The following is a 21,647-nucleotide window of genomic DNA, read 5'->3' as shown; positions in this document are numbered from 1 at the left end:
CCATGACCCAATTGACGCAAACGTCTTCTTCATTACCTGCAACCCCATCTCTAACATGCGGTGAGCTGTTGGTACAGTGGTTAGAATACTATGGCGTAGAGACCGTATTTGGCATACCCGGTGTGCACACGGTCGAGCTATATCGTGGTCTGCCAAACACCAATATCCGCCATGTGACGCCGCGTCACGAGCAAGGCGCTGGGTTTATGGCTGACGGCTATTACCGCGCTTCGGGCAAGATTGGCGTTTGCTTTATCATCACCGGCCCTGGCATGACCAATATTATGACTGCCATGGCACAAGCATTGGCGGATTCTATACCGATGCTGGTGATCTCTAGTGTCAATAAAGTGGCAGATACGGGCAGCGGTGAAGGGCACTTGCATGAATTGCATGATCAGCAAGGTATGGTCAGCAAGGTGGCACTCACGAGCAAAACCATCTGGAAGCCTGAGTCGCTACCCAAGGTCATCGCAGAAGCTTTTGCCTTATTCAATGGTGCACGTCCGGGGCCAGTGCATATCCAGCTGCCAATCGATGTGATCACCGCCGATGCCAGCCATGTCGCCAAGCCACCTGATTTAACGCCTTACTTGAATAGTCCGGAAACCAGCCAAACTGATGCGAATAGCTCAACGCTGCCTCGAGTAATAAGACCGCTGCCCAATCCTGCACAGCTTGACTTAATTATCGAGTCTCTCAAAACCGCAAAAAATCCAGTGTTACTTTATGGTGGTGGTTGCGTTGATGTCGATAGTTCGGCACAGAAACTGGCAGAGCTGATCGATGCGCCGACATTTTTGACCATCAACGCCAAAGGTCTGCTACCACCCGCTCATCCGTTGAGCTTAGGCAGCAATCAATCATTAGCAGCAGGTCGAGCCGTTATCACCGAGGCTGACTTGGTATTGGCGATTGGTACTGAGCTTGGTGAGACTGATTATGATGTGTTTTTTAATGGCGAGTTTAAAATCAACGGTAAGCTGATTCGTATCGACTGCGATGCTCAGCAATTGCAGCGTCCTTTTAGAGCGGATATCGCCGTATTATCCGATGCGCAAATGGCTATAAGTGGCCTTTGCACACGTCTAGAAAACCAAGCGTTAAATCATAAAGCAGTGTCACGAGTCGCCGAGGCAAAACAGGCATTGTTAGCAGATATGACGCCAGATTTTGCTGGTCAAAATGCGCTACTTCAGCTGATTCGAGATGAAGTAAAAGACGTCATTTTTGTTGGAGATTCAACGCAGCCTGTCTATAGTGGCAATCTTGGTTTTGAAGCACTGGCAACCCGAAAATGGTTTAACTCGTCGACTGGGTTTGGCACGCTAGGTTACGGTTTGCCTGCCGCGATAGGTGCCATTATTGGCTCAAACCTTCCCGTCATTAGTCTTATTGGCGATGGTGGTATTCAATTTACCATTGCAGAACTCATCTGCGCTGCCGAGCTTGAGCTACCATTGATAGTCCTGCTGTGGAACAACCAAGGCTATGGTGAGATTCGTCGTTATATGGAAGAGGGTGGTCTACCACTGATTGGGGTCAATATTAAGACGCCTAATTTTGAGCCATTAGCAGCAGGATTTGGTGCAGGTTATCGCAGAATTACCGATAAGCAGCAACTGCTAGACGCCTTGCAAAAGGACATCAACGGCAAGCAGCCTTTCATTTATGAAGTTGATGAAGCCGATGATTTTCTGACTGAGATAGGCAAGGACTTTATCTGTTTCAGCTGATGATAATGACTTAACTGTGACTTAACGGTACTAAAGGCTGGTCACTCAAGGAAAAATGTCTGCAATGCTAAATTCTAACCACTCGTCTAATAGTTGGAATGCGTCGCAGGCGAGTTTGTTAGCAGACTTAGCAGCCGTTGCTGGCGCGCCCAATGTATTGACCAAGCCGAGTCAGCAGCAGTCGTATACACAAGGGGCGATTGCTGCCATCACAGATGCTATCTTGGCAGTGGTGACCCCACATTCTCTTGTGGCACTATGGCGCGTCATTAACCTCTGTGCAGCAGCTGATGTGATCGTTATCGCTCAGGCTGCTAACACAGGGTTGACCGGAGGCTCCACGCCGTATGGGCAGTATGATCGACCAGTCATCATTATTTCTACGCAACTATTGGGCGGTGTTCATCTCCTCAATGACGCCGCAGAGCTTGTTGCCTTGCCAGCGGCGACCCTTCAGCAATTAGAATACAAGCTTGCACCTTTGGGGCGTGAGCCGCATTCAGTGCTGGGCTCTAGTTGTGTTGGTGCTTCGGTGATTGGTGGTATTTGCAACAGCTCTGGCGGTATGTTGGTGCAGCGTGGTCCGGCGTATACCGAGATGTCGCTATTTGCCAAACGTAATGCTATAGGTGAGTTTGAATTAATCAATCACTTAGGCATTGATTTAGGTGTAGATCCAGAAGAGATGCTTGGAAACCTACAAACTGGCACGTTCAATAAAAATCCACATAGTGCCAACAGTAAGTCCTGTACAAACCAGCATTATCAACACAAAGTGCGTGATTGCGAGGCAGACACACCTGCCAGATTTAACAATGACCCTAATGGATTGTATGAAGCCTCTGGTTCAGCAGGCAAAGTCATCGTCTTTGCGGTTCGAGTCGCAACATTTGCCAAACCAGCGAAAGAGCAGACGTTTTATATTTCGACCAATGACGCTGATACCTTGACCACACTCAGGCAGCAGTGGTTAAAAAGCGAGCTGAACCTGCCTGTTTTGGCAGAATACATGCACAAAAATTATAACGATATAACCATGCGCTATGGCCGCGATACTTGTTTAAGTATGCGCAAACTGCCAGCCAGTAAGATAGGCGCGTTGTATCGGTTACAAGCCAAGATTGGCTATTATTTGGATAAATGGCGACTGCCTCAGACTTTACCAGATCGGGTGCTACAAATGGTATCGACCTTTATGCCGCCATCATTGCCAGACTCTTTGGCTGAGCAGGCACGCTCCTATCGTTATCATTTAATCATCAAAGTCGCGAATGACAGTGACAGTGATAGTGACGATTATAATGATAATCACAGTGCTAAGGCTAGTAATCAGCATATTGCCGCCGCTCAAGCATTTCTACAGTCCCATATGCAGCATCATCAAGGCGTCGTACATCTTTGTACAGCAGAAGAATCCCAAGCATTATTGGTGTTTCGCAGTGCGGCAACCGCTGCCATTTTTCGTTATCACAATCTTAACCACACAAAGTTTGGCGTGCTATTAGCGACTGATATTGCCTTACCAAGAAATGCCGTAGATTGGGATGAGGTGCTACCTACTGACTTGCAAAAGCAGGTAAGTAAAACCTTTTATCTGGGGCATTTTTTCTGTCATGTCATGCACCAAGACTATCTGTTATACCCTGAAGTGGATGCAAAAAAATTCAAGGATGAGCTATTGGCGTTTTATGATCGACGTCGTATAGAGTACCCTGCTGAGCACAACGTGGGACATGTCTATACCGCAAAATCTGCACTACATAATTTTTATAAAAAACTAGATCCGACCAATTCGCTAAACCCAGGCATTGGTCAGACAGCAAAATGGAAAAATTGGCGGTCGTCGCCTATCATGGAGGAATTAAATGACGAGTCATATCAGTAAGTCACAGCAGCCAGTCTTAGGTAATAATGCTGTCGATCCAAAAACACCACAGGGCGAGCAATGGCGAGCGTCATTGTGGAAATTTCTCTTATTTTCAGCCCTTGGTATCGCGCTATTTATCATTCCCTTTCAATGGGATGGCAAGGTTACTATTTTATTGGGCGTATTGACCGATGCACTACAAGGCTGGATAGGCGGTTATGTGGCTTACGTGGCACTGGCGATCGTTACCATCTCTTTTGTTGGCGCACTCGCGGTCAAGCTGTTACGACCGACCTTGCACGAAGACTCTATGATAAAGAAGCTCTTCGATGTTGAGTGGCTGTGGTTTGGTGCCCGTTTTTTAGGCGCAGTATTTATCTGGATGATCTTTTTACAAGTAGGCCCCGAGTTTATTATTAACCGTAATACCGGCGGCGTTATTTTTGAAGATTTGATTCCGATTTTGATTCCTTTATTTTTCTTCGCTATCTTATCCTTGCCGTTCTTAACAGATTTTGGTTTGATGGAGTTTTTGGGAACGTTAGCCAGCAAAGTCTTTATCAAACTATTTAAACTACCCGGACGCTCAGCGGTAGATGCGATGTCTTCTTGGTTTGGCGCGGCCTCTATCGGCTTGCTAGTGACCATGCAAGAGTATGACAAAAGTTATTATAGCCAGCGTGAAGCGGCGGTTATTGCCACAACTTTTTCGGTCACCTCAATCGCTTTTACTTATGTCGTAGCGAAAACAATTGGCGTAGACAACAACTTTGTCTTCTTTTATCTGACCATCGCGTTGACTGGTTTTATAGCAGCCATTATCATGCCACGCATCCCGCCATTATCACTAAAGGCGGACACCTATCATTCTGGCAAATGTATGCTAGATGAAGAGATTCCTACTCAGTATAGTATGCCGCAGTGGGCGCTAAATCGTGCTGTGACGCGTGCGTATTCTATGCCAAGTCTGGCAAGTGTGTTCAAACACAGCCTAAAGAATTTATTTGATATTTACTTTGGTCTGATTCCTGTTATTTTTGCTATCGGCACCATTGGTCTAGGGCTGGCAGAGTACACGCCAGTATTTAACTGGATATCTGCGCCTCTCGTGCCTTTGCTTGAATTGCTACAAATTCCAGAAGCGGCAGAAGCGGCGCCTGCCATGATTATGGGCTTTGCTGATATGTACTTACCAGCGTTGGTCGGTAAGAGTATTGAGAGTGAAATGACACGATTCATCGTTGGGGCATGCTCTATTACGCAGATTATTTATATGTCTGAAGTGGGTGCGCTGATTTTGAAATCAAACATTAAGCTTAATGTTCTAGAGCTATTCATGATTTTCATCCTCCGTACTTTGATTAGCCTAGTGATTATTACCTCAGTAGCGCATCTCCTGTATTAATCAGAAGACCCCGTGACAAAGGTAGGATAGGGTAAACGACAGTGATTTTTGGCGGGTGATTGATGATAGTGGCTGCGCAGGTAGGCAGTAGCGTCAATCACCCGTAATCATTATCAATAAATACGCTACGAATAAACAATGAGAGAGGATATACCATCATGGAAACGACAAATGCTACTGATATAACCAGACAAATTGCAAAAGAGACAATGCAAAATGAAGTGGTATTAAATGCGGCCTATATCAATGGTAAATGGATTGCCATCGAAGCATCATTGGTTGATAGCGAAGACACTGATATGCAGAATCTATATGACCCAAACACTGGTGAGGTGTTAGCAACGACACGCTTATGTACCAGTGCCCATGTAGAAACAGCGGTCAATGCTGCCTCTGACGCCTATGCAAATTGGTCGCAAACCCCAGTAAGCGTGCGTGCGCATTATTTGCATGCGATTGCTGACGCTATGGAGCAGCAATTTGAAAAATTAGTGGGGCTGTCTGTTTTAAACAATGGTAAGCCCATCGAAGAGGCAAAAATAGACGTCGGTGATGCTATCGCTTGTTATCGCTATTATGCCAACCTGATAACAGATCAAGAAACGTGGTCGGAAGTATCCACGAATGAAGCAGGCATTCGTCTGCTAAAGACTTTTGCGCCCGTTGGCGTGTGCGCATTGATTGTACCTTGGAATTTTCCAATGGTGACGACCTCTTGGAAGTTGGCGCCAGCGCTAGCAGCAGGCTGTACAGTGGTATTAAAGCCTTCTGAAGTGACCTTATTGCCAGAATTGATGCTGGGCAATATATTGTCTGGTATCGAGCTGCCAAAAGGCGTGGTTAATATTTTGCCTGGTGCTGCCGAAGTTGGTGCTGCCATGACCAGTCATCCGCTGATTGATAAAGTCTCTTTTACTGGTAGTAATGTGGTGGGTGAAAAGGTAATGACCCAAGCGGCAAAGAGCATCAAAGACATCAGTCTTGAGCTTGGTGGCAAGTCTGCTATTGTGGTGCGCGCGGATGCCGATATCGATTACGCTTGTGACCTTATCATTGGCGGTGTATTTACCAATGCTGGTCAAATATGTTCAGCGACCTCTAGATTGCTTGTTCATGAAGATATCGCACCGACTTTATTTGAAGCGTTGAAAGTGAAAACCGCAAGCCTGCAAGTTGGTGATGGTTTTGATACAGGCACTCAGATGGGTCCAATGGTCAGCGAGCAGCAGCTTAAGCAAGTAAAAAAATACTGTGATATTGCGACTGCCGAAAACCTTACTTGCCTGACTGGTGGAGAAATATCAGCTAGTCAAGGGTATTTTGCCGCGCCCACTGTTTATATCGATGTTCCTGTAACCAGCCAATTGTGGCTCGAAGAAGTGTTCGGACCAGTATTGGTTAGCAAAACCTTTAAAGACGATGCAGAAGCCATTCGTTTGGCCAACGACAGCAAATATGCGTTGGCAGCGACCATTGTCAGTACTGATGAAACGGTCGCATTGGCGATGGCATTACAGATTGAAGCGGGTCATGTTTGGATCAACGAACAACAAATCGTGCTGCCTGAGTCAGGGTGGGGCGGCTTTAAGCAAAGCGGCATCGGCCGTGAGTTAGGTGGGGGCGGTCTGTCCGCTTACCAAAAAAGTAAGCATGTATTGTTATCTGACTAAATATTTGAATGTTCAACAGACCCTAATATTTTAAGCTTATCGATTACCCATTAAAAAACCCCTTTAAATCTTAAAATTTAAAGGGGTTTTTATTTGATTAACTTTGGATAATGAACAACAGTAGTACGATTGAGTTTTCAATTTTTGCCACGTTAATGGGTCATCTACTTTAGCTGATGTAAATATTACTTTCGATATTATTCTTCATATGAAGCAACCGAGGGGCAATGTCTTCTTCTAGTTTAGTACGACTAAGAACAAAACTTGGTGCGCCGCAATTAAAAGTCAGTAAGCCCTCAGTCGGGTGCATGATGGCGGTAGCGACAGCGTTGACGTCTTTTTGCCATTCACTAATCGAGAAGCAATACCCATAGTCGTCATAATCTCTAAAGGCTTTATCCAGTCCGCGTCTAATCTTTAACCAATCATCTTTATACTTACTGCGAATAGCATCAAGGATAAATTCTTGCTCAGCAGCAGGCATACTGGCTAAGCATGCGCGTCCCATCGAACTCAAATGAATGGGGAGGTATGAGCCGACATTACGTCGCATGGTCGTCGTGCCAGACCCTTGCACGACGTTTAGATACACCATTCTCAGGCGGTCACGGGTTGCCATAGCGACCGCACTATTGGCATAATCTGCCAGTTCTTCCATATAGGGGGTGACTAAATTGTTGATAGAGATATTCGCCATCATCGTATAGCCAAACCCTAACACACCGGCAGAAAGCTGATATTTACTACTATTGGTCGATTGCTTTAGATATCCTAACTTGACTAAGGTATAAGTCAGCCGCGTGATCGTCCCTTTAGGCAGGCCAGTCAATTGACTCAAGTCTTGATTACCCAAATAGGGACGCTGCGGGGTAAAACAACGCAGCAGCTCTAAGCCGCGTGCCAAAGCGGTAATAAACTGCCTATCGTTTTTATCTCTCATGTCACTAATCGGCTCTAACAGCTCAATGTGTGTTGATTTATTAGAGTCTTCATCATCAAGGATATTAGTTGTCATATAAGATTTATTGCTCTCAATTACGTTAATTTAAATAGCATAAAATTCACTACTTTTAGGGCGTGTCTTCAATTCACTCGATAGTCCTCTAAATGGGCTAAAAATGGCTAAATCTTGCCAAACATCGTCAAATAGCTGGTTAATATCCCGATATTATCTGCACTATTTTTCTTGTTTGACGGCAATTTATCTCATTTTTATCACCATTTTTGAAATGAAGACACGCCCTAGTACCTTATAAGCCAATAGTCGTACGCTGATATAGTCATTCCACTATAAAAGTATTACAGCGTTAACCTCGCTTGAAGTATCAAATATACATCTACACTCGGTTGCCTTGTACTACTTTTAAATTGAATCGACTATAGTAATTTGTTGCTTTTAATAACATTCTATTAATGTACATTGAAACTATTAACATAGCTATTATAAATATAAGGGATTTCGCTATGCGGAATATATGTATTTAATAGTATCACGCCTTTTGTGGATCATATTGCTGCTCTTTGATGAACAACGTTGGAATAAGGCCGCATAAGAAATACGCGCCTGCCATAAGCAACAAACCTGCACCAATAGAGTTTTGCATGGCCATATAACCAATGGCAACCGGTGCAATAACTGAGCCCAGTCGTCCGATATTGAACGCACCGCCAATAGCCGTACCTCGAATAGCGGTAGGAAAGCTTTCCGTCAAGTAGGTGGCATTAATAGCATAAGGGATGCCATATAAGAAACCAAAGGTTATCATCAACCAACCGATGTTTTCTGGGGTATGCATATAGACTAACACTGGAATGAATAGCGCTGTGCCCATAGTACCGAAGGCAAATACTATTTTGCGACCAATTCTATCAGCCACTAAACCTGCCACGACTTTAGCAAACATCATCGTCAAGTAAGTACCCGCCATATATAGTGCCATCTCCTTAAACTTGATACCCAGTTCAGTTTCTAGGTAAGACGGTAGCCAGTTGCTTACGCCGAAATAGCCAAATAGTAATAGCCCTGAACTCATTGACCATAAAATGAACATAATGCGATGTTTGGGGTTTTCAAATATGGCTTTATAAGGGTTTTCAGGTTTTGTGAGTGAGTTTTTCGCGCCGCTAAGTTTGAGGGCACGAGCCTCTTTCCAAGACTGTGGTTCAGGGATAAGAAAATACATCGATATCGAGAGAATGATAGGTAGGAACGTTAAGAGATATAAGGTGCGCCAACCATAGACGGGAATAATCCAAGCTGAAATGCTCGTGATCACTAAAGACCCTAATGTAAAACCTGTCATCAATGCTGCGAGTACCGTCGTTCGATGTTTGGTAGGTACCATTTCAGACATCAGGGTGTTAGTGGCAATATATAAACTACCAAGACCCAAACAAGCGGTGAACCGTAATGCTATAAACTGCTCGTAGCTCTGCACAAAGCCACTAAAACCAGATAGCACGGAGAAGAGCGCTGTCGCAATCACGATAACACGTACTCGGCCAAAACGATCACAGGCCCAACCACCGAAAAATCCACCGATGGCCATGCCAAATAATGACCAACTGCCCAAAGCGCCAGCTTGTATGTTGGTCAATCCAAACTCTAGCTTGAGACTTGACAGAGTAAAGGCGAGAATCCCAATATCAGCCCCATCACATAACAGTACTAGAAAACAAAAAAAGAATGCCAATTTCCAAGGTTGCTTTTGGGTAGAGTCTGAGCTTGGATTTGACGTTATAGCGGCACTTTTCACAATTTATATCCTTATTGTTGTGAGAAAGAAATTTTATAGTAATAGCGACATAAGTCAGGTATCTGCGTCCTAGCAAATACCTCGATACGTTTTAATAGTGTAAATATCTTTTATTATTCAAATAAATAGCACTCAAATAAATGACAACTACTCACTAACTTCTTTAATCATATTGCGGGCAATGATGATCTGCTGGATTTGGGTCGTGCCTTCATACAAACGATATAAGCGCACATCACGATAAAAGCGCTCAATGCCATAATCGGCAATATAGCCAGCCCCGCCGTGGATTTGTACGGCTCTATCAGCAACACGGCCACACATTTCGGTGGCAAACATCTTGGCACATGAAGACTCGGTAACGACATCTTTGCCGTCATCGCGCAGGCGTGAAGCATCTAGTACCATCGATTTGGCCGCATAAATCTCTGCTTTTGAATCAGCAAGCATCGCTTGAATCAGCTGAAAATTGGCAATGGGTTGACCAAACTGCTTACGCTCAACGGCATAGCGTAGCGCGTCATCTAACATGCGAGTGGCTGCGCCTGTACTCGCTGCAGCGATATGTAAGCGACCTTTATCAAGTACTTTCATGGCGGTTTTAAAACCTACGCCTTCTACACCACCGATCAACGCATCAGCAGGTACGACGCAATTGTCAAAGATCACGTCACAGGTATGCGCGCCTTTTTGGCCCATTTTTTTGTCGATTTTACCAAGCGTAATACCAGGGGTGTCACTCTCAACGATGAATGCTGAAATACCGCCAGACCTTTTGTTTTCAGGGTCAGTGCGTGCCATCACGGTAAATATACCGGCTTGAGGGGCATTGGTGATATAACGCTTGGTGCCGTTTAGTACGTAAGTATCGCCGTCTTTGATTGCAGTGGTTCGCAGCGATGCCGCATCGGAGCCTGACTCAGGTTCGGTCAAACAAAATGAGCCGATGATTTCACCACTGGCGAGCCTTGGTAGATATTTTTGTTTTTGCGCTTCAGTACCATCGATGACAAGGCCAGAGGAACCAATACCGTTGTTAGTACCTATTAATGAGCGAAAAGCAGGTGAGGTGCGCCCTAACTCAAATGCCAATGTGACCTCTTCTTCCATCGTAACGCCAAGCCCGCCGTACTCCTCGGGAATGGTCAGTCCAAATAGACCCAACTCACGCATTTGACTAATAATCTCTTCTGGCAGACGGTCATTTTCTGCAACCCAGTCTTCTTTTGGTATTAGTTGGTTATTCACAAATTGACGAATGGTTTGGACGATATGGTCGAGTACTTCCTTATCTCTAATCATGTGATTCTTCCTTGTTTAGATGACGTCTAATATTGATTGATGAGAGCTTCATAATTAATTTGAATAAACAGCATAATCGATAATTTATTGGATTACAATACTTTTGGTTTAAAAAACCGCAATGCGGTATTTATAAAATATTTGAAGTGTTATTGACCCATTTATTTATCAATTTAACTGACTTTTACTCTTCACAAAAGAAAATAAACAGTATATATTGGTACTGAATATCGCTATGCGGTATTAATAATTATAATTGCTAGTGTGTTTTAAGGGTAGCAGTAGTTTACCTAAGGACATTACTTAAAAGGACAGCATCATGGAAGAGCAAATCATCATTTGTGAAACGTTAAACAATGGCGTGAGTTTGATAACACTCAATCGTCCCAAAGTTCGCAATGCTTTAAACACTGAGCTACGCGAAAAAATGGCAGAGATTTTTGTCAAACTAAACGATGACCCAAAGACCAAAGCTATCGTGCTGACGGGTGGTGACAAAGTGTTCGCCGCTGGCGCTGATATTAATGATTTTTTAACCGCAAAAACGGTTGATGTGTATCTCCGTCATAGCGAACGTTATTGGGATGCTATCACCAATTGTCGCAAGCCGATTATTGCAGCGGTCAATGGCTATGCGCTTGGCGGCGGCTGTGAACTTGCTATGCATGCCGACATCATCGTCGCTGGCAAGTCTGCTAAGTTTGGACAACCAGAAATAAAAATCGGACTGATGCCCGGAGCAGGGGGCACGCAGCGTTTGTTTCGCGTGATTGGCAAGCATAAAGCCATGAAGTTGATACTAACAGGCGACATGATCAACGCTGATGCAGCGGATCAAATGGGGCTGGTCTCTGAAGTGGTCGAAGATGAGGCGACTATCAATCGTGCCATCGAGATTGCTGAACAACTCGCAGGTTATTCGCCTATTGCTTTAACCCAAATTAAAGAAGTCGCCAATCTTGGGGTGGATATGCCGCTACAAGCTGCCTTAGCTTTGGAGCGTAAAGCCTTTCAGATTTTATTTGATACCGAAGATCAAAAAGAAGGCGCGAAAGCCTTTTTGGAAAAACGTGACGCGAACTATAAAGGTCAGTAGCTTGTCAAAGCATAGACTTCTCAAAGCATAGAAAGAAACAGCACATATACTTTGAAAACGAGACTATTCGATAAGAGCATATAACTTAACAAGACCATATAAAGGATTATTATGACTGTTAAATCATTGGCCATTATTGGCACCGGTATTATGGGTATGGGTATTGCCCAAATCGCCGCCCAAGCAGGCATTCAAGTGCTGTTATTTGATGCCAAAGCAGGCGCTGCTGAGCAGGGACGTCAATCGCTTCAAGCTATGTTACAGAAACTAGCGGCTAAAGGTAAGTTTACTGATGAGCAGCTACAGTCTACTTTATCGAATCTAACCGTGATTGAAGATATAGCCAAAATTGCCGATGTTGATGTCGTTATTGAAGCAATCATTGAAAATTTAGACATAAAAAAACAGCTGTTTAAGCAACTAGAAAGCATTGTCCCTGCCGAGACGATTTTGGCCACCAACACCTCATCGCTAGCGGTGACGGCGATAGCCTCCGATTGTGAGCACCCAGAGCGCGTGGCAGGATTTCACTTCTTTAATCCAGTACCCTTAATGAAAATCGTTGAGGTTATTCCGGGCATTTCTACCAAACTTGCAGTAGTAGAAACGCTTACAACTCTAGCCAAACGCATGGGACATTTAGGAGTCGTCGCAAAAGATACCCCAGGATTTATTGTCAATCATGGTGGCAGAGCTTTTGGTACAGAGGCCTTAAAGATATTAGGCGAGGGCGTTGCAAGTTTCGAGGATATCGACCGTATTTTACGTGAAGGCGCTGGCTTTCGCATGGGGCCATTCGAGCTGCTTGATCTTACTGGTATCGATGTCTCTCATCCGGTTATGGAGTCGATTTACAATCAATATTACTTTGAGCCTCGCTATCGTCCGCATCCCTTGACCCGTCAAATGCTGATAGGAAAAAAGCTTGGTCGTAAAGTTGGTGAAGGCTTCTACCAGTACACAGACGGTCAAAAAGTGACATCAAATACAAATCAACAGTCATCGTTTGAAGCATCAGTTTCTAGAGATAGGTTTTCTCAAAAAGGGGCTGATGCTGATACCTCAAACCTCTCCGTTTGGATTGGCGCAGATTTAACAGAAGATAAACAACAGCTGATTGACCATTTAAAGGCTAGTGGTATTACTATCGACGATAATGATCAGCCAAATTCTGACAGTTTGATATTGCTGGCAATTTATGGCGAAGATACCACCAACGCTGCTATTCGCTATCAAGTCAATCCTAAACAAGCGGTCGCCATTGATATGCTGACTGACTTGTCCAAGCATCGTACTCTCATGCCAAGTATCGTCACAGAGGATAATTTTGTGGCGCAAGCTTATGCGCTATTTGGTAGAAATAATAAGCTCGGTAAAAGCTCAGATGAGGACTCAGATGTTGCTGTCGATGCCACGCTAATTGCCGAAAGTACTGGTTTCGTGGCGCAGCGAGTCGTTGCGATGGTGATTAATTTAGGTTGTGATATTGCGATGCAAGGCATTGCCACACCAAAGGATATCGACAATGCCGTCAAGCTTGGATTGGGTTATCCATACGGTCCTATCTCATGGGGGGACGAGCTTGGTGCCGAGCGTATTTTACTTATCTTAGAGCGTATCTATGGGTTAACAGGTGATCCGCGTTACCGTCCAAGCCCATGGTTGCAGCGCCGCGCCAAGCTAGGCATCTCATTGTTTACTCAGCAGAGCAATTGTCAACGCTAAGAGCTAGACCAATTTAATAAACCCTATATTTCAATAAAAGAAACTCTCAAAACACAACAAGGAACAGTTATGTTAAACGCCTATATTTATGACGGATTAAGAAGCCCTTTTGGTCGCCATGGAGGCGCACTAGCCACCGTACGTCCTGATGACATGATCGCTACAGTGATGAAGAATTTGATCGAAAAGCACCAACTGCCTAACGATATTTTTGACGAAGTGCTAATCGGTAACACCAACCAAGCGGGTGAAGACTCGCGCAACATCGCTCGTAATGCTGCATTGCTAGCAGGACTAGATGTAAAAACCCCCGGTCAAACCGTTAACCGTTTATGTGCCTCAGGGTTATCTACTGTCATTGATGCCGCTCGTAGTATCACTTGTAATGAGGGGGATATATTTTTAGCAGGTGGCGTTGAGTCAATGACCCGCGCGCCCTTCGTGTTTGCTAAGACCGAAACGCCTTTTAGTCGTGAATTTAAAGTATTTGATACGACCATTGGCAGCCGTTTCCCGAATCCTCTTTTGACCAAAGAATTTGGTAGCGACAGCATGCCGCAAACGGGTGATAACGTCGCTCGCAAATATGGTATCACTCGCGAGCAAGCAGACAAATTCGCAGCAGCCTCACAAGCTAAATATCAAACCGCCAAACAAGCGGGATTCTTTGACGATGAAATAACGCCAATTATGGTATCGCAAGGTAGAAAACTACCAGAAAAATCGATAACAGAAGATGAGCATCCTCGCGCCACATCTACTGTAGAAGCACTGCAAAAGCTTAAACCTTTAAATAGTGAAGGTGTGGTCACAGCAGGTAATGCATCAGGTATCAATGATGGTGCAGCTGCGCTCATTATTGGCTCAAAGCAAGCAGAAGAAAAGTTAGGCTTTAAGCCTATTGCAAAGATTCTCTCATCTGGTGCCATGGGCGTAGAGCCAAATATTATGGGCGTAGGACCTGTTGAGGCCATCAAACTGGCATTAAAACGTGCTGACTTGACCCTTGATGATATGTCCATCATTGAGATTAATGAAGCATTTGCCTCACAAGTACTAGGCTGTTTAAAAGGTCTAGAAATTGACTTTGATGACAAGCGTGTCAACCCCAATGGCGGTGCGATTGCTGTCGGGCATCCGCTGGGTGCATCAGGGGCAAGACTTGCATTAAGTACGGCACGAGAGCTACAGCGTACAGGCGAAAAATATGCTGTGGTCAGCTTGTGCATTGGCATTGGGCAAGGGCTTGCCATGGTAATAGAACGAGTTTAACTCTTTCGTTAATCCACTATAAAAGAGTGACAGCGTTAACCTCGCTTGCCTTGCCCTTCTTTTAAATTGAATCAACTATATGCCCTCGCCATACTATTTTATTATCAAGGACGACAATAATGACTTCTATACTTAACCAACATGAGGATTACCAACAAGCTCAAGAAGCGTATGGTTTTCCTTTGATTATCAAGCAGCTGCTAAACCGTGCAAAAATTGCTTCTACGGATCAAACCATTAGTTATGCCGATAAGGTCACTTATACCTATGCTGAATTTTTTAAGCGCGTTAATCGCTTGGCAAACGTACTTAAAAACATGGGTTTGCAAGCAGGTGATGTGGTTGCTGTTATGGATTGGGACAGTCATCGTTACCTTGAAGCGTATTTTGCCGTGCCGATGTCTGGCATGATTTTGCAAACGGTCAATGTGCGTTTAGCTGAAGATAAAGTGCTGTATACCATTAATCATGCTAAGCCAAAAGCACTATTACTAAATGCCGAATTTGAGCCAATGGCTAAAAACTATCGTCATGAAGCCCCTTCTATCGAGAAAATTGTTTGGCTCGATGATACTGGCTTTGATGATGCTGAGTATGACGAAGACGATATAAAGAATGATACAAAAACTGAGCAAGCTAGCATGCCAGATTATGTCGAAGGTGAGTATGAAGCAATGCTAGCAGAGGCAAGTGATGCGTTTGATTTTCCGGATTTCGATGAAAATACTATCGCTACCACATTTTATACCAGTGGCACGACGGGCGATCCAAAGGGAGTTTTCTTTACCCATCGACAGATTGTATTGCAGACGTTGGCAAGTACGTTAGCATCCGCGCTAAATGCCGAAGGTCAAGGCGCGCGCTACAATGATGTATACATGCCAATGACGCCATTATTCCATGTGCATGCTTGGTGCTGGCCGTATGGGGCAACCATGATAGGGCTTAAGCAAGTGTATCCGGGGCGCTATCTAGCTCCCACGTTAGTGGACTTAATCGAGCAGCACAAAGTCACGCTTTCACATGGCGTTCCAGCAATTTTGCAGATGCTATTAAAAGAGATGGCAGCACGAGGACGTAAGTTTGAGGGTCTGAAGTTGTTACTCGGTGGCTCAAAGTTGAATGAAGGTTTGGCTAAAGCAGCCATTGAAAGCGGTATTGAGTTTATGTCGGGATTTGGGATGTCAGAGTCTTGTCCCGTGTTATCGAGAGCGGTGTTCGACGATAAAACGGATTCGATGGAAATGAAGGATCAGCTCAATTATCGTTGTTTATCTGGCTCACCAATTATGCTCGTCTCAATGGAAATCTGGGATGAAAACGGCAAAGCTTTACCAATGGATGGTGAATCGACAGGGGAGCTTGTAATTCGAGCGCCTTGGCTGACCCAGAGTTATTTTAAAAACCCAGATGCTGGCAATGAGTTATGGCGCGGTGGCTGGATGCATACCCAAGATATTGCCTGTATTACCTCTGACGGCACGCTAAGCATTACGGATCGGCTTAAGGATGTGATTAAGTCTGGTGGTGAGTGGGTATCTTCGCTTGAGGTCGAGACTATTTTATCCTTCCATCCCAGTGTCGCTGATGTTGCCGTCATTGGCGTGCCACATGAAAGATGGGGCGAATGTCCTTTAGCGTTAGTGGTTTTAAAACCTGAATATATCGATACCAAAGCGGATGATATTTTAGCCTTAGGTCATCAAGCGGTAGAGAAAGGCCATTTACCAAAGTATGGCGTGCCAAGCGAAATCAAGTTTTTAGCAGAAATGCCAAGAACCAGTGTGGGTAAGCTCGATAAGAAAAGAATGCGGATAATGTGCGCAGAAAAACTCATTTAATCCAAAAATTCCATCGATGACTGCAAAAGATAATTGCAAAAAAATCATCTGAGCTTACTGAAAATTTCAACGTATGTGTCAATAGCACGTATGTTCACTGGCATGACGAGACGAAAAAACTATGAAAGCTTTAGCTATATTACCGGAAATCCAAGAGGTGCTGGATAAAGACAAAAATCATCCCATGCATGGCTTCGCGGTTATCTACTCTCAACAAGTAGCGTGGGGCGATATGGATGCTTTTGGTCACGTCAATAATGTGGTCTATTACACTTATGCCCAAAACGCTCGTATTTACTACAACAGTCAATTAAATCTATTTAATGAAAACACTTTTTCCGTCATGGCAGCATCATCCTGTCAATACTTCAAACCCGTGACTCACCCCGATACCTTATGGATTGGAGTTCGAGTCAAGAAAATTGGCAATGCCAGCTTGATTCATGAATATATCTATTATAGTACGGTGTTGAATACCATCGTTGCTAAGGGTGAGTCCGTGCTGGTATATCTTGATAAAACCAGTGGAAAAAAGAAAAACATCGATGACACCAAAAAAGCCGCGATTATTGCTTTTGAAAGTTTTAACTAGGGCGTGTCATCATTTAGATTGTGAGGCTTAAAATGAGAAAAATTGCAGCCAAACAAGGAATAAATTGCCGCAAATATGAACATATTGACAAGATTGCTGACGATGTTTGGCAAAATTTAGCCATTTTAAGACCACTAAATGTATCAATGTGCTAATTGATGACACGCCCTAAATTAGAATGCATAGGTTTTATACAAGGAGATAGTGCTGGTATTTATAAGGTTAAAAAGCACGGTAGCAGCAGAGATTTTAATGAATTTAAATTAACTTAAATGGATTTTCAAACAACACAAGGAATGTGTAGGTTATGCTTTATATCAAAAAGTTGTCTTTTGGTTTGGCTGTTCTTGGAGCATGCGTACAGGCACAAGCGATAGATCTTGTCACCAATGGAGATACCACTTTAAGTATCGGTGGTTATGTTAAAGCGGAAGGCATATTTTATTCTCCCGATGAAGGGGAGTCTGAGTTCAAAGGAAGTGGACGACAATCTCGGATTAATGTTAAAACCACAAAGAATGTAGAAGATAAAAAATTAACGGGTTTTATTGAAGGTGATTTTTATGGCAATGCCGCAAACGGTGGTTCAGACTTGCGGCTCCGCCATGCTTATGTTCAGGTCGATGATTTGACCGTCGGTAAGACGTGGAATGGTCAGTTCTTAGCGGTCTATCCACTTTTGACTGATCAGCTTGACTTTCGGGGCACGGGATTGGGTACTATCTCTGGTGGCGGCGCTGATATTCGTCCAGATTTGACGGTGCATTACACTCATAAAGGGTTTCGTTTTACCGCTCAAGACCCTGTTTATGATGAAGCTAATCTGCCTGATATGGTTGTTAGCTATAAGAATAATATATCTGATCTTAGCTATAACGTGGCGGTCACTGCTCGTGAGGCCAAAAATGGAGACGATTCGGATGTAGGCGTCGGTTTCTCTTTGGCAGGTAAACTAAAACTGGGCAATGACTCGCTACATGCGAGCGTATATAACGGTAAAGGGATGGGCGTCTATTCTACCGTCTGTGTTGGAAGAGCCCTTGGCACGACGGGCGATTTAGATTGCGATGCGGAAGACGGTAAGCTTGTCTCGCAAACGGGCTACACGGTCGGTTACAGGCACAAGTTTACAGAGAAACTGATGAGCAACATGCGCTATGGTGAAATTATGGTGGATGATGAAGCAGATACTTCTGTAAATGTAAAAAGTGTCAACCTTGTCTATGAGTATCTACCAGATCTAGACATTGGTATTGAGTGGAGAGATCGTAGCGACAAAACGCTATCACAGGTAAAAAAAGGTCAGCAAGTTGAAGTAATGGCCAAATATAACTTCTAAATTATAGTCAGTGAAAAGTAATATGGATATATCACGCACTGATAATATTAATATTACTTGCTTGCTGTGCAGACAGAGGCTACAAAAAATTGATATCAGCAGTATCGTCGCGTTTTTGGGGTATTTTGACTGTAATATGTTGAGAGATAATAAGTAAACCAACATCTGCCTTGGTGCTTTAAAACCCAAACCCTTCTGAATTTCAATGCGAGCACAGCTTTCATCTTATGTAGAGACAAAGCCGTGCCTCGCTTCATCCTTCCTTATTTAATATCTCTTGTTCTTCTTCAGCTATTTTTAATTGGCGTTTGAGTTGCTTGATTCCTTCAAGAGCTGCCACAACTCCAGTATAATAGGGTTCTGTGGCGACAATATTGCTTCGATTGGTTTTGTTCTGCCAATTGGCTAGCTTTTGCATCGCTTTTCCTAATTGCTGAGCAGTTGCAATCGAATTAGCATTATTATCTGCTATCTTTTGCCCGATTCTACTTTGAATTCCGTATTATCGCTCTGTATTTTCTTGGTCATGATACACTTATCGTCGAGTGGTTGGTTGACCAAATTTACTGCCATAATTTTTTCAGCATCGCTCAATAAATGTAAATAATGACTGCGAATTTAATGAATAAGTAAAATATTTAACCCATTAATTTTTTCACTCATACGCCTCTAACAAGAAGATTTTATTATGCAAACCAAACGTCCGTTATATATTCCCTTTGCAGGCCCTGCATTATTAGAAACCCCTTTACTAAATAAGGGTAGCGCTTTTTCATCAGAAGAGCGCGATAGCTTTAATTTAACAGGCCTACTGCCTCATAACATTGAGACGATTGAAGAGCAGTCATTACGCGCTTATCATCAACTGCGTTCATTCACTAATGATATGGATAAGCATATTTACTTGCGTAACATCCAAGATACTAATGAAACCTTATTTCATCATTTGATTGAGCAGCACATTGAAGAGGTCATGCCGCTCATATATACCCCAACCGTTGGCCAAGCATGTGAAAAATTCTCTCAGATTTATCGCCGCAAACGTGGTTTGTTTGTCTCTTATCCTGAGCGTCACAAAATCGATGACATGCTGCAAAATGCCACCAAACAAAACGTCAAGGTAATCGTTGTCACCGATGGTGAACGTATATTAGGCCTAGGCGATCAAGGCATTGGCGGTATGGGTATTCCCATTGGTAAATTGTCGTTATATACGGCTTGTGGTGGTATCAGTCCCGCTTATTGCCTACCGATCTTATTGGATGTGGGCACCAATAATCAGCAGTTGCTTGACGACCCTATGTACATGGGCTGGAGAAATCCACGCATCTCAGGTGACGAATATAATGAGTTTGTAGACTTATTTATTCAAGCCGTTAAACGTCGTTGGCCTGAGGCATTATTACAGTTTGAAGATTTTGCCCAAGAGAATGCGACACCATTATTGAATAAATATCGTGACCAATTATGCTGTTTTAATGATGACATTCAGGGCACTGCTGCTGTTTCAGTCGGTACCTTGATTGCAGCATGCTTGAATAAAGGTCAAAAGCTTAGCCAACAGAATATCGCGTTTTTAGGTGCAGGATCTGCTGGCTGCGGTATTGCTGAGCATATCATTCGCCAAATGCAGCGTGAAGGATTGACTGAAGAGCAAGCTCGCAGCCAAGTATTTATGGTGGACCGTTATGGCTTGCTTACTGATGGCATGACAGAGCTACAAAAATTCCAAGAACCGTTAGTACAAAAAGAATCGGCTATTGCAAGTTGGGATAAAAGTAAAAAACTTGGTTTGGCGCAAGTGGTGAAGCAAGCAAAAATAACGGTATTATTTGGCGTCAGTGGACAAAAAGGTCTGTTCACCCAAGAGGTGATCGAAGCTTTATGTGTAAATACTGAGCATCCTATTGTCTTACCGCTTTCAAACCCAACATCTCGTGTTGAAGCGACACCGCAAGAAGTAACAAACTGGAGTCGTGGTAAGGCAATCGTGGCAACCGGAAGTCCTTTTCCTCATACTACTTTTGAAGGACAGACTTTCGAAGTGTCGCAGTGTAATAACAGCTATATTTTCCCCGGTATTGGTCTAGGTGTTTTAGCATCACGTGCGACGGGCATCAGCGATAATATGCTAATGGCGGCAAGCCAAGCACTTGCCGATATATCAATGGAGTATGAAAAAGCACCAGGTGCAATATTACCGCCCATTAGAGTCATTAGAGAGATCAGTGAAAAAATAGCCTATGCAGTCGCACGACAAGCGATTGAAGATAAATTGGCACTACCTGTCACGGCAGAGAACTTAGAACGTCAATTAAAAGCCAATTTTTGGTTGCCTAAATACCGCAACTATCGCCGTACCTCTTTCTAATCTTATAAAGTACACACAAAAAGCCAAATGTTACCGTTAGAGGTAGCATTTGGCTTTTCTGTTATAGGGTGTCATGAATATATTATATCGTTTAAAACCCATAGAAAAAGGCTTGCCGCATCGCTGCGAACAAGCCTGATTTCTTTTTGCACTATAAATTTGGTGGGCCCAGTAGGACTTGAACCTACGACCAAAGGATTATGAGTCCTTGTTTTTACAACAACAATACACAATATATAGCGATAAATAGCTGTAATTTCCGGTTGTAAGTCAGTTGATATAAGGGTTTAGATTGTAATATAAACATATCTGTCAACAAGTAGATATATCTATCAATAAATTCAGAGTATCAGAATAGTATCAAAAAATTAATAACTTAAATGGTTAAAGAACCTATCATTCATAAAACCTATCTTTCTAGGTTCAACAATAAAGGACAAGTCTTTCATTGAAAGTAATAAAAAAGTCAGTAAATTATTAGGATTTTTTTCTATAGTTTAAGTTAAAGATGTAATCTAATCCAAATAAAGCCGATGCAATACTTATAACAATCTTATTCAATGAAATAAATGATGACTTATTCAATAGATTGTCGCAAATAAGTAATTTCCGGTATAATGGACAAAATTCATGCTAGAAATTAGAAGGTAGTCGCTAATGGACACAATTCATGCT

At 43.3% G+C, this 21,647-nt stretch carries 15 protein-coding genes; 11 read left to right on the top strand and 4 right to left on the bottom strand.

The window, feature by feature from the left end; all coding sequences use genetic code 11:
• The first annotated feature begins 2 nt into the window (after positions 1–2).
• The 4 genes from ACTQ9T_RS09300 (at position 3) to ACTQ9T_RS09285 (ending at position 6,678) form a co-directional block, all read left to right on the top strand.
• Positions 3–1,736: a 5-guanidino-2-oxopentanoate decarboxylase gene (locus tag ACTQ9T_RS09300; protein WP_440464882.1), complete on the top strand. Its 1,734-nt coding sequence runs from the start codon at positions 3–5 to the stop codon at positions 1,734–1,736.
• Between the two features lie 64 nt (positions 1,737–1,800).
• Positions 1,801–3,621: a D-lactate dehydrogenase gene (gene dld, locus ACTQ9T_RS09295; protein WP_440464881.1), complete on the top strand. Its 1,821-nt coding sequence runs from the start codon at positions 1,801–1,803 to the stop codon at positions 3,619–3,621.
• A complete protein-coding gene (locus tag ACTQ9T_RS09290) occupies positions 3,602–5,008 on the top strand; it encodes a YjiH family protein (protein ID WP_010199713.1) in 1,407 nt (468 codons plus the stop codon). The genes dld and ACTQ9T_RS09290 overlap by 20 nt, the downstream gene beginning before the upstream one ends.
• 158 nt (positions 5,009–5,166) lie before the next feature.
• The gene (locus tag ACTQ9T_RS09285) at positions 5,167–6,678 is read left to right on the top strand and encodes an aldehyde dehydrogenase family protein (RefSeq protein ID WP_440464880.1); all 1,512 of its coding nucleotides are present in this window, start codon (positions 5,167–5,169) and stop codon (positions 6,676–6,678) included.
• A 169-nt stretch (positions 6,679–6,847) separates the two neighbouring features.
• Here the strand turns inward: ACTQ9T_RS09285 and ACTQ9T_RS09280 are convergent, their stop codons facing one another.
• The 3 genes from ACTQ9T_RS09280 to ACTQ9T_RS09270 all read right to left on the bottom strand — a co-directional run bounded on the left by ACTQ9T_RS09280 (position 6,848) and on the right by ACTQ9T_RS09270 (position 10,736).
• Positions 6,848–7,693 carry an IclR family transcriptional regulator gene (locus tag ACTQ9T_RS09280; protein WP_010199717.1) on the bottom strand — a complete coding sequence of 282 codons (846 nt, stop codon included), beginning with the start codon at positions 7,691–7,693 and terminating at the stop codon, positions 6,848–6,850.
• Between the two features lie 475 nt (positions 7,694–8,168).
• Positions 8,169–9,434: an MFS transporter gene (locus ACTQ9T_RS09275; RefSeq protein ID WP_189584682.1), complete on the bottom strand. Its 1,266-nt coding sequence runs from the start codon at positions 9,432–9,434 to the stop codon at positions 8,169–8,171.
• Between the two features lie 147 nt (positions 9,435–9,581).
• The gene (locus ACTQ9T_RS09270; protein ID WP_101212061.1) at positions 9,582–10,736 is read right to left on the bottom strand and encodes an acyl-CoA dehydrogenase family protein; all 1,155 of its coding nucleotides are present in this window, start codon (positions 10,734–10,736) and stop codon (positions 9,582–9,584) included.
• Between the two features lie 319 nt (positions 10,737–11,055).
• Here ACTQ9T_RS09270 and ACTQ9T_RS09265 point away from each other — a divergent pair, with 319 nt between their 5' ends.
• The 6 genes from ACTQ9T_RS09265 to ACTQ9T_RS09240 all read left to right on the top strand — a co-directional run bounded on the left by ACTQ9T_RS09265 (position 11,056) and on the right by ACTQ9T_RS09240 (position 18,601).
• Positions 11,056–11,832: an enoyl-CoA hydratase gene (locus tag ACTQ9T_RS09265; RefSeq protein WP_440464879.1), complete on the top strand. Its 777-nt coding sequence runs from the start codon at positions 11,056–11,058 to the stop codon at positions 11,830–11,832.
• 111 nt (positions 11,833–11,943) lie between these two features.
• Positions 11,944–13,557 (top strand): 3-hydroxyacyl-CoA dehydrogenase, encoded by a 1,614-nt coding sequence (locus tag ACTQ9T_RS09260; protein WP_440464878.1) that lies wholly within the window; start codon positions 11,944–11,946, stop codon positions 13,555–13,557.
• A gap of 69 nt (positions 13,558–13,626) precedes the next feature.
• A complete protein-coding gene (locus ACTQ9T_RS09255; RefSeq protein WP_440464877.1) occupies positions 13,627–14,829 on the top strand; it encodes a 3-oxoadipyl-CoA thiolase in 1,203 nt (400 codons plus the stop codon).
• 119 nt (positions 14,830–14,948) lie between these two features.
• On the top strand, positions 14,949–16,670 hold the full coding sequence (locus tag ACTQ9T_RS09250; protein WP_440464876.1) for a long-chain-fatty-acid--CoA ligase: 1,722 nt from the start codon (positions 14,949–14,951) through the stop codon (positions 16,668–16,670).
• Between the two features lie 121 nt (positions 16,671–16,791).
• Complete coding sequence (locus tag ACTQ9T_RS09245) at positions 16,792–17,262, top strand: acyl-CoA thioesterase (protein ID WP_440464875.1); 471 nt, start codon at positions 16,792–16,794, stop codon at positions 17,260–17,262.
• A 307-nt stretch (positions 17,263–17,569) separates the two neighbouring features.
• The gene (locus ACTQ9T_RS09240; protein ID WP_440464874.1) at positions 17,570–18,601 is read left to right on the top strand and encodes a hypothetical protein; all 1,032 of its coding nucleotides are present in this window, start codon (positions 17,570–17,572) and stop codon (positions 18,599–18,601) included.
• A gap of 253 nt (positions 18,602–18,854) precedes the next feature.
• On the opposite strand, the gene ACTQ9T_RS09235 is transcribed toward ACTQ9T_RS09240, so the two are convergent.
• Positions 18,855–19,019, bottom strand: coding sequence for a hypothetical protein (locus ACTQ9T_RS09235; protein ID WP_440464873.1), 165 nt, complete (start codon positions 19,017–19,019; stop codon positions 18,855–18,857).
• A gap of 270 nt (positions 19,020–19,289) precedes the next feature.
• Between ACTQ9T_RS09235 and ACTQ9T_RS09230 the strand changes: the two genes are divergently transcribed.
• Positions 19,290–20,972 (top strand): NAD-dependent malic enzyme, encoded by a 1,683-nt coding sequence (locus ACTQ9T_RS09230; RefSeq protein WP_440464872.1) that lies wholly within the window; start codon positions 19,290–19,292, stop codon positions 20,970–20,972.
• Positions 20,973–21,647: the final 675 nt, after the last annotated feature.

Source organism: Psychrobacter sp. ASPA161_6, from assembly GCF_051970285.1.
GTDB classification, from domain to species: Bacteria; Pseudomonadota; Gammaproteobacteria; order Pseudomonadales; family Moraxellaceae; genus Psychrobacter; species Psychrobacter glaciei.
This window is presented reverse-complemented; position numbering and strand designations above follow the sequence as displayed.